The 10592-nt window shown below is 67.3% G+C and carries 21 protein-coding genes; 5 read left to right on the top strand and 16 right to left on the bottom strand.

Annotated features, from left to right (window positions below):
- Positions 1–250, bottom strand: a 250-nt coding sequence (locus MKK68_RS10485; RefSeq protein WP_244030209.1) for a 2Fe-2S iron-sulfur cluster-binding protein, incomplete at its 3' end; no start/stop codon positions are given.
- Between the two features lie 634 nt (positions 251–884).
- Between MKK68_RS10485 and MKK68_RS10480 the strand changes: the two genes are divergently transcribed.
- Positions 885–1196 (top strand): hypothetical protein, encoded by a 312-nt coding sequence (locus tag MKK68_RS10480; protein ID WP_243936569.1) that lies wholly within the window; start codon positions 885–887, stop codon positions 1194–1196.
- A gap of 18 nt (positions 1197–1214) precedes the next feature.
- Here the strand turns inward: MKK68_RS10480 and MKK68_RS10475 are convergent, their stop codons facing one another.
- Positions 1215–1457 carry a hypothetical protein gene (locus MKK68_RS10475; protein ID WP_147726322.1) on the bottom strand — a complete coding sequence of 81 codons (243 nt, stop codon included), beginning with the start codon at positions 1455–1457 and terminating at the stop codon, positions 1215–1217.
- A 363-nt stretch (positions 1458–1820) separates the two neighbouring features.
- Complete coding sequence (locus MKK68_RS10470) at positions 1821–2246, bottom strand: helix-turn-helix domain-containing protein (RefSeq protein ID WP_244030207.1); 426 nt, start codon at positions 2244–2246, stop codon at positions 1821–1823.
- A gap of 269 nt (positions 2247–2515) precedes the next feature.
- On the opposite strand from MKK68_RS10470, the gene MKK68_RS10465 reads away from it, so the two are divergent.
- On the top strand, positions 2516–2710 hold the full coding sequence (locus tag MKK68_RS10465; RefSeq protein WP_147726124.1) for a hypothetical protein: 195 nt from the start codon (positions 2516–2518) through the stop codon (positions 2708–2710).
- Between the two features lie 104 nt (positions 2711–2814).
- Here the strand turns inward: MKK68_RS10465 and MKK68_RS10460 are convergent, their stop codons facing one another.
- The 8 genes from MKK68_RS10460 to MKK68_RS29920 all read right to left on the bottom strand — a co-directional run bounded on the left by MKK68_RS10460 (position 2815) and on the right by MKK68_RS29920 (position 6058).
- Positions 2815–3039 carry a hypothetical protein gene (locus tag MKK68_RS10460; protein WP_244030205.1) on the bottom strand — a complete coding sequence of 75 codons (225 nt, stop codon included), beginning with the start codon at positions 3037–3039 and terminating at the stop codon, positions 2815–2817.
- On the bottom strand, positions 3036–3407 hold the full coding sequence (locus MKK68_RS10455; RefSeq protein WP_244030203.1) for a hypothetical protein: 372 nt from the start codon (positions 3405–3407) through the stop codon (positions 3036–3038). The genes MKK68_RS10460 and MKK68_RS10455 overlap by 4 nt, the downstream gene beginning before the upstream one ends.
- A gap of 285 nt (positions 3408–3692) precedes the next feature.
- Positions 3693–4034, bottom strand: a complete 342-nt coding sequence (locus MKK68_RS10450) for a hypothetical protein (RefSeq protein WP_244030201.1) — start codon at positions 4032–4034, stop codon at positions 3693–3695.
- Positions 4035–4115: 81 nt separating this feature from the next.
- Positions 4116–4403, bottom strand: a complete 288-nt coding sequence (locus tag MKK68_RS10445; protein ID WP_243945430.1) for a hypothetical protein — start codon at positions 4401–4403, stop codon at positions 4116–4118.
- A 143-nt stretch (positions 4404–4546) separates the two neighbouring features.
- Positions 4547–4684, bottom strand: a complete 138-nt coding sequence (locus MKK68_RS10440) for a hypothetical protein (RefSeq protein WP_187274779.1) — start codon at positions 4682–4684, stop codon at positions 4547–4549.
- 25 nt (positions 4685–4709) lie between these two features.
- On the bottom strand, positions 4710–4886 hold the full coding sequence (locus MKK68_RS10435) for a hypothetical protein (protein ID WP_244030199.1): 177 nt from the start codon (positions 4884–4886) through the stop codon (positions 4710–4712).
- Between the two features lie 90 nt (positions 4887–4976).
- A complete protein-coding gene (locus MKK68_RS10430; RefSeq protein ID WP_147842437.1) occupies positions 4977–5723 on the bottom strand; it encodes a Crp/Fnr family transcriptional regulator in 747 nt (248 codons plus the stop codon).
- Positions 5720–6058: a DUF6894 family protein gene (locus MKK68_RS29920; protein ID WP_409567214.1), complete on the bottom strand. Its 339-nt coding sequence runs from the start codon at positions 6056–6058 to the stop codon at positions 5720–5722. Before MKK68_RS29920 ends, MKK68_RS10430 begins: the two co-directional genes overlap by 4 nt.
- 161 nt (positions 6059–6219) lie before the next feature.
- On the opposite strand from MKK68_RS29920, the gene MKK68_RS10420 reads away from it, so the two are divergent.
- The gene (locus MKK68_RS10420; RefSeq protein ID WP_244030195.1) at positions 6220–6477 is read left to right on the top strand and encodes a chemotaxis protein CheB; all 258 of its coding nucleotides are present in this window, start codon (positions 6220–6222) and stop codon (positions 6475–6477) included.
- Here MKK68_RS10420 and MKK68_RS10415 read toward each other — a convergent pair.
- A complete protein-coding gene (locus MKK68_RS10415; RefSeq protein WP_243989252.1) occupies positions 6474–6722 on the bottom strand; it encodes a hypothetical protein in 249 nt (82 codons plus the stop codon). The two genes, MKK68_RS10420 and MKK68_RS10415, sit on opposite strands and share 4 nt — an antisense overlap.
- A 113-nt stretch (positions 6723–6835) precedes the next feature.
- On the opposite strand from MKK68_RS10415, the gene MKK68_RS10410 reads away from it, so the two are divergent.
- Positions 6836–7312, top strand: coding sequence for a heme utilization protein (locus MKK68_RS10410; protein WP_243989253.1), 477 nt, complete (start codon positions 6836–6838; stop codon positions 7310–7312).
- A 469-nt stretch (positions 7313–7781) separates the two neighbouring features.
- On the opposite strand, the gene MKK68_RS10405 is transcribed toward MKK68_RS10410, so the two are convergent.
- The 4 genes from MKK68_RS10405 to MKK68_RS10390 all read right to left on the bottom strand — a co-directional run bounded on the left by MKK68_RS10405 (position 7782) and on the right by MKK68_RS10390 (position 9570).
- Entirely contained in the window at positions 7782–7970 is a 189-nt protein-coding gene (locus tag MKK68_RS10405) for a hypothetical protein (protein WP_244030193.1), read from the bottom strand.
- Between the two features lie 367 nt (positions 7971–8337).
- On the bottom strand, positions 8338–8637 hold the full coding sequence (locus MKK68_RS10400) for a hypothetical protein (RefSeq protein ID WP_147859067.1): 300 nt from the start codon (positions 8635–8637) through the stop codon (positions 8338–8340).
- A gap of 33 nt (positions 8638–8670) precedes the next feature.
- Positions 8671–9015 (bottom strand): hypothetical protein, encoded by a 345-nt coding sequence (locus MKK68_RS10395; RefSeq protein WP_243936563.1) that lies wholly within the window; start codon positions 9013–9015, stop codon positions 8671–8673.
- An 87-nt stretch (positions 9016–9102) separates the two neighbouring features.
- Complete coding sequence (locus tag MKK68_RS10390) at positions 9103–9570, bottom strand: hypothetical protein (protein WP_244030191.1); 468 nt, start codon at positions 9568–9570, stop codon at positions 9103–9105.
- 242 nt (positions 9571–9812) lie between these two features.
- Between MKK68_RS10390 and MKK68_RS10385 the strand changes: the two genes are divergently transcribed.
- Positions 9813–10565 carry an NUDIX hydrolase gene (locus tag MKK68_RS10385; RefSeq protein WP_244030189.1) on the top strand — a complete coding sequence of 251 codons (753 nt, stop codon included), beginning with the start codon at positions 9813–9815 and terminating at the stop codon, positions 10563–10565.
- Positions 10566–10592: the final 27 nt, after the last annotated feature.

The following is a 10592-nucleotide window of genomic DNA, read 5'->3' as shown; positions in this document are numbered from 1 at the left end:
TCGTGCAGGCGCCGCACTGGCCGTGGTCGCAGCCCTTCTTCGAGCCGGTCAGGTGCAGATGCTCGCGCGCCGCATCGAGCAGGCTGGTGCGGGTGTCGAGCTCGAGCTCGCGCCGCTGGCCGTTGATCGTGAACCACACCCGCGCCAGGACAGGGCGGTCGCCGGACGCAGCGTCGGCGCGGGCGCCCGCGGGCAGGGTGGAAAGGGCCGCGGCGGCGGTCGCGCTGGCGACCACGTCTCGTCGGCTCATGTCGAATTCTCCAGGCGGTGCCATCATGGTCTCCGAACCTGTTGCGGGGGGCGACGACGCGCCCGAAGGCCGTCTGTCGGAAGCGGAATGCCCAGGGCAACTCCGGCAGGCTGGATAAGCTCCAAAGTGCCACCGGCTTCGGTCCGGTGCTCGGCACGGACATTTCGCCCCGGCATCCCGCGTCGGGATCGCCTCGCCTGCCGCATCCGGGGTAATGGCGGCTTCCGAGGACGCGGCACCGACCCCGGTCGCCCGCTTCGGTCCGTCGCGCGTTCGCGCCTTGCCGGTTGGTCGCACCCTTCCGGGTGCCGACGCCTCGGAATCTCAAAAACCCTGCCTCCGCCGCCCTGATGGTCGCGGGATCGGTGGTGACGAGAAATCCGCGACATCGCTCAGCGAGGCGAAGAGCCGTGATGCCGCCCGCTCGGGATGATGATGCACGCGCGCGCCACCTCTCGGGTGACCATGCGAAGGCCGTGCGTTCGTCCGCGATGATGCATCGGGGATAGCGCGGCTGGCCGGGCACCATCTCGATGTCGTCCTCGGTACCGTAGGCGATGCGGGTCGACGACCTCCTGCCCGGTCGACGCCCGAGCCGACGTCGTGTGGTGGGTTCGCTTCAGGCGTGGCCTCGGTGCGCGAGCTGACGGTCAGCGCGACGATCGGCGATTTCGTCGTCGATCCGACTGCCGCTGCAGAAGATCCGATCGCCCAAGGCTCGATGATTCGGTCTCGCTCATCGTGCGGCCTCCGTCACGAGGAGACAGGCTGCGCACGACAGGGTGGTTCAGGTCGAAATCGAGACGCCGTCCATGCCGCGTTCGGGGATGTCGCGATGCGCGTCACGGTCATCGGCGGCGCGCCTCGGCTCACCGACCCGCGATCGCGATCCGCCGGCGACCGTATCGGCTGCGCCGGCGGGCGGGCCGCCGAACGCAGATCGTGACGCCACGGGAGCGCGGACTCAGCGAGCGGGCACGGCCTCGGCGACCACCTCGACAACGCGGCGCGGCGCGACCGGCTTCGTGGCGGCCACGGGCTGAGGCGTCGTGGTCATATCGCTGACGGAACGCGTCTGCTGAGACGTCCGGGCCTGCTCGCGGTAGAGCGGCGGGGTGAGGTTCAAGGACTCGTCGGCCATCGCCGCGCCGGCGGAGACGGATGCCGAGGCGAACGCGATGAGGGCGAGGGCGTGGGTGAAGCGCATGACGGATCTCCGGTTGGGTCGCTTGCAGAGCCGACCGACCGAGAGATTGAACCACAGAATTTGTGCGTTGCGACATGTGCATTTTGCAACGCAACATAATGCGAGCAAAGGCCAGTTCTTCTTTTATAATTCCGCCCCCGGACGCACTCATCTGTCCATCGCAACACTTCGCCATGCACTCGGCGCATACGGCATTAAATCGGTATCACGACGTCAAATTATCTTTTCGGCGCCCGAAAAAACAATTTTACCAATAATGTCGCGATACGTTCAGTCGCTCCCGAGCCCGCTCTTTCTCTTCAGGGCATCACAGGCGGCCCCGGTCGATGACTGACCTTGCGCGCGGCGCCATCGGTCGCGCATTCAATCGACGATCGCTGAATCCACCCTCTTCGTGAATTCGGCGTCGAGGGTTGCGGCGGATTTGACGATGGCAAGGACACCTTGGCGCGTCGCCTTGTCGGAGATGCCGGCAAACGTCCTGATCAGGTCCATCACCTCGGAATCCTGCAACAGCTGCTGAATCGACTCGCGGCCATCGCCGATCTCTGCCGGAGCGTCGAAGAAGGTCGAGACCGGGACGCCCAGGAAATCCGCGATCGCCTGAAGCCGGGCAGCACCGACACGGTTGCGTCCCTTCTCGTATTTCTGGACCTGCTGGAACGTGACCCCGAGAGCCTGCCCGAGCGCGGTCTGGCTCAGACCTTGAGCGGTCCGATACGCCGCGATGCGGCTTCCGATCGATCGGTCGCCGCTGGTCGCGAGCTTCGGCGCATGGATGGAGGTCATTCGGGCATTCGCTTTCAGGTTGGAGACGCCTCGACCAGCGTCGCTGCTGTTCCGAGCACATCCCAATACGCATTGCGCGCGATTGAGTTTCGCAGCTGCGATCAATCCTGGGTTGCAGAAATGTCATAGCTTGGCTTTGTGACGAACGGCCGAGCGGATCGCGTGCCGGCCCCGTGGAGGCCGTGCGCCATGCACGGTGCCGCGAGGTTCTGCCGCACCGACGAAGCGAGCGGTGCGGCGTTGCCCGCGGCGAACGTGAAGGAGCTGGCATGGCCGACAAGGCAGACGTGACGACCTACATTTTGAAGCAGGCGCTGGCGGCCAAGGTCGGCGACCACGTCGAGATCGCGGTGGAGGCGGAGGACGGGACGCGGTTCAAGATCCGCTCGACGTCCGAGCAGCTCGACGCGCTGGTGGGCGACCTCGACGGCATCCTCGATGCCGACGACGCCGACGCCGCGTAAGGCTTCCCAAGAACGGTCCGCCTCCGCATCCGCGGGGGCGGACCTGTGCCCCGTTCGACCGAGGCGTCCGGCGGCTCGACCGCCCCCGGGCCGGCCGCCACGGATCACGGTCTCAGGCCGGCCGCGCGAAGTTCCCGCTCAACGGCCTCGTAGACCAGAGCCATGCCGTCGTCTGTCGGCGCGGCCTGCTTCCCGGCCACCGTCGTCGGCTCGACGCGGTCCGCGACGGTCCGCGGCGGGTGCCGTGTCCGAAGCTCGGCGTGCTCGACAAGGTGCTGCGGCCGTGCTCCGGAGAGCAGCGACTTGAGCTTTTCCCACGCGCGCGTCATGCGGTCGCCGCCTGCCGCATCGGTCCGGCCGCACGGGACGCGCGCATCCTTTCACGCCCGGCTCGCGACGACGATGTGCCTGCGATCTCCCGAAGGAACGCGGACACCGCGCCATCGGACAGCCACGCGTCGACGGGGCGGGACGTCGGTTTCTCCGGCGCCTGCCGGGCAGAGGCCGCGTAGCTCCTCGCGATGAAGGTCGAGCGCGTCATGGTACGGGCCGGGTCGGTTCGCGGCGTCGCCGCCTTGAGGAACGGCGCGCTTCCCGGCACCCCATCGAGCGCGGCGATCTCGGGGTAGACCGGCCAGCATCCGAACCCGCCGCGGTCGTCGGCGAGATCGCAATCACCGTAGGCGATGTCGAGCACGCGGGTACCCACACCCGTGGTTGGCATACGTAATGTCGGCTCAACGTCACATAGAGATGGCCGGAATAGCAACCCTCTATCGCGGGTGAGATCTGCATGAGGCGACGACGCTCGGCACTGACGACAAGCTCAAGCCGACGTCTGCAGCGACAAGCCTGTCTCCGCGGCGGTGGTCGTCGGATCAGGCAAGGTCCGATCGACGGTCTTCAGCAAGTCCGGCTGCCTGCTCTGGCGCATATCGAGCCAAGCACCGGCGCGATGCTGGACTTCCCTCCGAAGGCAGCGTCACGCTGCGATGGCCGGGGACGTCATCGTCGCGGATTGGCCCTCGGCCACCTTCCGGCTCGCGGCATCGATCGTCTTGCGAAGGATGACGATCGTGTCCTCGACCGCGGTCTGGGTCGACAGTTTCGCCCCTTCCGGGCCGGTCAACGTTCGCAGGGCGCGCACGAGCGAATGCTCGAAATGGTCCAGTGCCTCTTCGGCGCGGCTTCCCGACAGCTCTCCGAGCCGCACCAGGGCGACCTGCAGGGCGACGCCGAGAAAGCCCTCGATCGCCCGCTTCTCGAAGGTGGCGCTACGGTCAACGGTCATGGTTCGATCTCCCGAAGCATCGTCCGTGATCACTGGTTCACGGACGATGCTTCATCTTGTTGTGAGATGGCATTGTCTTCACGCGAGCCGGCATCCGTCTCGCTCGAAAATGCTCTAGGCAGCGCGCGCCGACGACCGGCGACCATGCGCCTGGTCCATGATCTCGGCGACGCGCTCGCCGACCGCCAGAGCGATGGCGTCCGAGCGTTCGCCTTCGGCGCGGGTGCGGCAGACCCCCGTGAGGACGTCGGTGACGCGCTGCTCCATCACGGCCAGCAAGGCGGCGGCCGCCTGCGGCTGCGCCCCCTGCACCACCGCCGCGAGGTCGTAATAGGCGTCCTCGATGAGACGGAGCGTGAGGCGCTCGACTGCCTGTTCCTCGGATTGCGCAAGACCAATCACGTCGGCACCCGTTCTCGTCGATCTACTGACGCAACTTTCGATTGTAATGGTTAACAAGTGGTGAACGTGCCGTCGGTTCTGTCGAGAGCGGCAGGACACCATAAGCGGACGGCGTCGCGTCGGCGGAAGGCCGCAAGGTCGCCTTAAAAGCTCAGGAGCCGGCGGATCCGGTGGGGCGAACGGGTCCAGCGATCGTCGGGGTCGCCGCGGCTGGCGACAGAGGCCACGGCGACCATCAGGGCGCAGGGCATGATCAGTGCGGCGATCAACGGCAGATACATGGACCGACCACAATCGTGAGTTGTCCTAGGTGTCCCGTGTGGTGGTGAACGCTTTGTTAAAGCCGCGGCGTCCCGCCGTCTTTTGCTTGCCGAACCCTGCATCGTGGCCGACGATGCTTCGCCTTTCACATCGTCTGCGTGCCGTCTTCAGTCTCAGCTTGCCGCCCCCCGTGACGGCATTGCCGGCATCGTCGTGCGCCATCCTCTCGGGCCAGGTCTCGGACGCGCCTCTCCGACGCGCGACGGCGACCGCTCCGGCGTGCCGGCGTCCGACCGATCAGACGATGTGCAGTCAGACGATGTGAAGGTAGGCGGGATCGAACTCGGCGACCGTCTCGAGGCCGTCCCAGTCGTGGATGATCAGCTCGCGACGGTGAAGCGTCACGAAGCCGAGCTTCCTGAGTTCCTGCAACGAGCGGTTCGCGTGCACGGAAGACAGGCCCAAAGCGTCGGCGAGTTCGGCCTGGGTCAGCGGCAGCACGTACCGGAAGTCGTCCGCCACGCCGACCGTCCTGAGCCGGATGTACATCTCGCAGAACAGGTGCGCCATCCGGCCGACCGCCTGGCGCCGCCCGAGGCTGATAACCCGCTCGCGGCAGCGCGTCGCATCGATCAGCGTATCGCGCCACAGGGCCATCGCGAGGGAGGTGTTCCGCTCGATCAGCGCGCGCATGTCGCTGTGCGCGACGAAGGCGACCGTGGTCTGGGCGATCGCCACGAGCCCCTGGTCCATCACGTGCAGGTGCAGGCTCTCGATGTCCGGGATGTCGCCGGGCACGTAGAAGGCGAAGATCTGGCGCTGTCCGTTGGCGAGGCTGCGGCAGCGATACGCCCATCCGTCCATCACCAGGCAGCACTGCTTGGGCACGTCGCCTTCGTGAACGATGCTGGTGCGTCCGCCGAAGGTTCGAACCGTGAACGACAGGTTCTCGATGTCGGCGCGATCCCGAGCCGAAATCTGCGCCGTGCTCTTCAGCTTGCGGATCAGCCATGACGCTGGGGCGACCGATGGGAGGCCCGGGTCGGGGGCGTCGCTCACCGATCGACCAACCAGAGGCCGGTCAGGCTCAACGTCGTCGTGAACACCGGACGCCGGCCCACATCCCTGGCGATCACGGTGAAGGTGTGCCGGTCACCGTTCCCGATCTCGAACCGTGCGATCTCGGGAAGGATCTGCATGGCGGCACTTCGAACCGCGTCGAGGTCGGCACATTCGGTTCCGGTCTCGTCGATCCGAAGGTCGCCGTCCGCGATGTCGAAAAAGTAGCGTGCAACGTCGTCTCCGATGGACGGGAGGCAGGCGACCCGATCGGCAAGCCATGGCTGGCGATCGGGGCGCCTACGAGCCGCATAGCGAAGGCGACGCGCTTTCACTCCATCATAAGTTAAATCGCGCAATGCTGAGTTGATGCAGGCTCGACGCGATGGGCTCGGTCGGCATCATCGCCGCCTCGACGGGCGGTCTCGCTCCGCTTCGGCAAGTCGTCGGCGCACGCCCGGTCCCGAGTACTGAATCCGGCTCGACCGCGGACCCGTTGTTCATCGCGGCAGCCGAAAGCCACGGCGAGCACGCCGTCGGCATCGTGCTCCGCGGCTACGCCGGCGCCGGCGCTGAAGGCCTCCCGATCATCGAGGAGCATGGCGGCGCGGCCCTCGCTCAGAGACCCGAGGACGACGCGCAGCCCTCGATCCCCTGGGCGGCGATCCTCGCCGACCCTCCCGATGCCTGCCCGTCGGTCGAGGCGATCACCGACCGGGCGTCCGCGCTTTGGCGCGGGCAGGTGGACGGCTAAACGGCCGACAGCCGCTTCGTGTTCTCGGCGACGTGCTCGCGGTATCGTGCCACGACGACTTCGGGCGAGCCGCCCATCATCAGGGTGCCGGCGGCCTCGATGCTCGCCTGAATCTTCTCGGCCACCATCGAGTGCATCTCGGCCATACCCTCGCGGCCGCCCCAGGCTAGCCGCACGAGGCGCAGCTCGATCACCTTCTGGGATTCGAAGGCGAGCATCATCGACGAGAAGAAGGGATTGTACACGGGACACTCCACACCGCTGACAGGTGCGGCGGGGGATCAACCGGCCCAAGCGCCGAAAAGGTCCGCGGCCCTAACGCCATGGTTGCCGGCTCGTCGAGAGATGGCGAGCACGGATGACGAGCGCGGAAACCCTTCGGCCGGCTCCGCCGTATCCCTGGTTTCCGGCCTTCCCTCGGCCGCCCTCACGCGAAAAGCGGCTCATGTCTCGCATCTCCGTCACCGTTCTCGCAGGCTGCGTGCTCGCAGCGCTGCTCGTTCCGGCCGAGGCCGCGCGGAAGAAGGTCCGGGTCCCCGATCGGTTCGACGGCTCGTGGACCATCACGGCCGTGACCGAGGAAGGGCCGTGCCCGGCGAGCACGCGCTATCAGGTTCAGATCAAGGACAGCGACGCTTCGATCCCAGGCGACGAGATCGACGTCGACGGCGGCGTCTCGCAGGGCGGAACCGTGCAGGCCACGATCGTCAAGGGCGCGAACCGGGTGCCGATCGCGGGAACCCTCGACGCCGCGGGCAGCGGCAGCGGAACTTGGCGCACCACCGGCGGCATCGTCGGTTGCAGCGGACGGTGGAGCGCCAGGCGCGCCGGCTAGGTCGCTCGACGCTTCGGCCGTCAGAGCCGGATCGCGGTTGGCGATCGTGCCGCGGATCTCGCAATCCGGAACCTTTCAGCCGCGCTCCCAGGTCGCGTGCTCGTCGGAGCCCTCCGGGTAGGGGGCGGCGCCGATCGGCTCGCCACGATCACGGGCGTGGCGACCTTCCTGGCTCACGAAGACGGAGACCGTCGCGGAAACGACATCATGCACCTCCGGGCGACGCCGACGATGCGGAAAGATCGTCCAGCACCGGCTCGTCTTCATCCCTGGGCTCCTCACCGGCGTCGACGTGCCAGCCCGAGGGGCGGGAAATCGACGAGGAAACCGAGTTCACGCCGATCCCGAACTTCGGTCGCCGACGGGATCGACGGCTCGGCGGATCCGCAGGAGCAGGGACGGAAGTGGATCGGACCTCACCGATCCTCGCGGCGCCACCGACGATGCGGCCGAGCCCGAAGACGCGCCGTCAGCCGAAGAACGATCCCACGGACGGCAGGGCCGCGCTGGCTTCGACCCTGCGGGCGACGACGCGAACGTGCGGAATGCGGGTGAGAGCGTCCCCGTACTGAGCGCGGATGTGCTCCGGGACGAGCGGCAATGCCTTCAGATCGGCGGAGGTGAGCCGGGCAGCGGCGCGGTGTTCGAGGTTCGACATGGCGGATCTCCGGTTCGGCGACACCGACGGTGTAGCTGTCAGCGCTTGCGTTGCACCATAGATGGGGCTCGCAGTGCTGCGGTGCAGCGAGAACGGCTGCCGCGCGGCGATCTGACCGTCCCGAACGAAGCCGATCTCAGAAGCTTTCCGTCGATCGCACGGCAGGCGCCGGAACGCATACCCGTCCACCATGACCCGCTCATGAAGCATCGGCTTCGCGAACCCGCAGACCCTCTCCACGCCGCGGGGCGGAGATTGGGTCGATTTCGGAGTTGATTAAGGAACGGGAAGTCGACGCATGAAAATGGCCCTGCAGGCCAGATGCTGCAGGGCCATCGGATCGAGGGTCTGGAATCGGTTTCGGGCTTCAGCAGTCGTTGCTGCCCGGCTTCACCACTTGGCCCTCGGCCGGCTTCTGCTCGCCGTCGGCGGGCTTGGTGCCGGCACCGACGTTGTTCAGGGCACCGACCGTTCCGGGGGTCTCGGCCTTGGCGCCGGGGGTCGTCTTCGCCGTCGAGGTCCCGTCGGCCATCGAGCTCTTGTCGGCCGAGGACGACGTGCCCTGGTTGTTGGTGGTCGTGCCCACCGCACAGGGGGCTGCGACGGACGCGCCGGCCGTGAGCATCAGGATGGCGGCAGCGCCAGAAAGGGTCGTGAACTTGGTCATGTTTCCTCCGGAGATATGCCGAGAGAAGCCGGCCTACGAACGATAGTTCCGGAACGGCCGCAGGAATCGGGAAAGACCTCTTGTCTCGTCCTGTTCCTCCGCTTCGCGAACGATCTCCGTCGCCGCATCGTCGCCGCGACCCCTGATCGCTCGATCGAGACCGTGCGTGCTGTCCAGGCCGTGCAGCGCCTGAAGCAGCATCGGCGGCAGGGCGATGCGATGCTCCTGCAGCAGGAGCGCCGCATCGTTCAGTGCCTTGACCTGCGCCTCCGGAACCGGGCGATTCATGATCTGCGCGTCGAGCACCGCATCGGACAAGATTCCGATCAGGCGCAGGACTTCGGACATCTGCGCGGTGTCTCCCTGTTCGCCCGCCATGATCCACATTCCACTCGAGGTCGACGCACGCCGGGTTCGGAGCCAAGCTCCGGAAGAGAATGCCGCGAAGCCGAGGACGCTGCGTCCTCAGTTCTGTCCCGTACATTCCGCGTTGAACGGCCCGAGGACGATATCGCCCTGGTTCGGGTTGTTGACGGTGAAGGGCGCGGTGTCCTTCGTGCCGACGAAACCGGGGCCGAGATCCGGCTGGAAGAAGCCGTCGCCGAACTTCATGTAGCAACGGTCGAGGACCGCCTCGTATTCGAGGTGGATCTTCGCGGCTTCCCGCCCGCCCGCGACCGGCTGCCCGAGGCGGCCGAGCGGTGCGCAGTAGGCCGTCAGATCGACGTGCCCCGGCTGCGACAGCCGCACGGTGGCGAAACGCCCCGGCTTCACGACGAAGGCGGGCCCACCATCCTGGCTGGCGACCAGAACGGCGGCGGAGCGATTGTAGACCCGCCTCAGGCAGTCCGCCGAGGCGGTGCTCGTCCACCCCACCACGATGACGGTCGAAGCCATCAGGGTTCGGGCGCAGGCGGATCGGATGAACATCATGACACGTCTCTCGGTGGTTCCGGGAGGCAAACGCCGAAGACGCTGCCGTTCAGCGTCATCAACGCGAAACCCGCGGTTGCGATCAAATTTTGCTTTCCGCAGCCGTACGCGACGCGCCGCACGCCGAAGCCGCCCTTGCCGCACGGGCAATTCGGCCGGCAAGGACGGCGCATCACCCCCCGCGCTTGACATAGATCTATCTTGGATATTAGTTAGATGCATAAAAGATATATGGTGCTGCCGTGAGCGAGACCGAATTCCTGGAGGCGTACGATCCCGCCGCGTTCGCGCGGCCGGCGCTCACCGTGGATCTCGTCCTGCTGGGGCTGAGCGAGGGCCGCCCGGCCGTGCTCCTGATCGAGCGCTCGCAGCACCCGCATGCCGGCCGGTGGGCGCTGCCCGGCAGCTTCGTCGCGATCGACGAGCCGCTCGACGCGGCGGCCGGGCGGATCCTGCGCGAGAAGGCCGGCTTCGGCGCGGACGAGGCCGCCCGGACGCATCTCGAGCAGCTCTACACCTTCGGCGCCGTCGACCGGGACCCGCGCATGCGCATCGTCTCGGTCGCCTACCTCGCCCTCCTGCCCAAGGCGCTGTTCACGCAGGTGCTGATGGGCGACGCCGGGTTGTCGGCAGCCCGGATGGCGGTGCCCGGGGAGAGCGAGGCGGGCCGCCCCGTCGCGGTCTTCGCCGCACGGGATCGGGCGGCGCGCACGGCTCTGCCGCTCGCCTTCGACCACGCCGACATCCTGGCTCTGGCGATCCTGCGGCTGCGGGGGAAGCTCGATTATTCCGACGTCGGCTTCGCGCTGCTGCCGGAGACCTTCACCCTGCGGCAGCTGCAGGACGTGCACGAGGCGATCCTCGGCACGACCCTGAACAAGCCGGCCTTCCGCCGCCGGATGCTCGATCGGGGCTGGCTCGTGCCGACGGGTGCCCGGGAGACCGGCACCTCGTTCCGTCCCGCCGAACTCTATCGCTACCGGAAGCCGCTCTGATCTGCGGCTCCGCCCCCACGAGGAGGG

The sequence above is a fragment of the Methylobacterium sp. E-016 genome (assembly GCF_022829745.1).
In the GTDB taxonomy this organism is placed as follows: domain Bacteria; phylum Pseudomonadota; class Alphaproteobacteria; order Rhizobiales; family Beijerinckiaceae; genus Methylobacterium.
This window is presented reverse-complemented; position numbering and strand designations above follow the sequence as displayed.

What these genes read in the sequence shown, in the direction of transcription:
- MKK68_RS10475 (WP_147726322.1), bottom strand. Translation starts at nt 1,457, where the DNA reads ATGCGCTTCACCCACGCCCTCGCCCTCATCGCGTTCGCCTCGGCATCC.
- MKK68_RS10470 (WP_244030207.1), bottom strand. Translation starts at nt 2,246, where the DNA reads ATGACCTCCATCCATGCGCCGAAGCTCGCGACCAGCGGCGACCGATCG.
- MKK68_RS10465 (WP_147726124.1), top strand. Translation starts at nt 2,516, where the DNA reads ATGGCCGACAAGGCAGACGTGACGACCTACATTTTGAAGCAGGCGCTG.
- MKK68_RS10460 (WP_244030205.1), bottom strand. Translation starts at nt 3,039, where the DNA reads ATGACGCGCGCGTGGGAAAAGCTCAAGTCGCTGCTCTCCGGAGCACGG.
- MKK68_RS10440 (WP_187274779.1), bottom strand. Translation starts at nt 4,684, where the DNA reads ATGTATCTGCCGTTGATCGCCGCACTGATCATGCCCTGCGCCCTGATG.
- MKK68_RS10435 (WP_244030199.1), bottom strand. Translation starts at nt 4,886, where the DNA reads ATGGCGCACGACGATGCCGGCAATGCCGTCACGGGGGGCGGCAAGCTG.
- MKK68_RS10410 (WP_243989253.1), top strand. Translation starts at nt 6,836, where the DNA reads ATGACGAGCGCGGAAACCCTTCGGCCGGCTCCGCCGTATCCCTGGTTT.
- MKK68_RS10405 (WP_244030193.1), bottom strand. Translation starts at nt 7,970, where the DNA reads ATGTCGAACCTCGAACACCGCGCCGCTGCCCGGCTCACCTCCGCCGAT.
- MKK68_RS10400 (WP_147859067.1), bottom strand. Translation starts at nt 8,637, where the DNA reads ATGACCAAGTTCACGACCCTTTCTGGCGCTGCCGCCATCCTGATGCTC.
- MKK68_RS10395 (WP_243936563.1), bottom strand. Translation starts at nt 9,015, where the DNA reads ATGGCGGGCGAACAGGGAGACACCGCGCAGATGTCCGAAGTCCTGCGC.
- MKK68_RS10390 (WP_244030191.1), bottom strand. Translation starts at nt 9,570, where the DNA reads ATGATGTTCATCCGATCCGCCTGCGCCCGAACCCTGATGGCTTCGACC.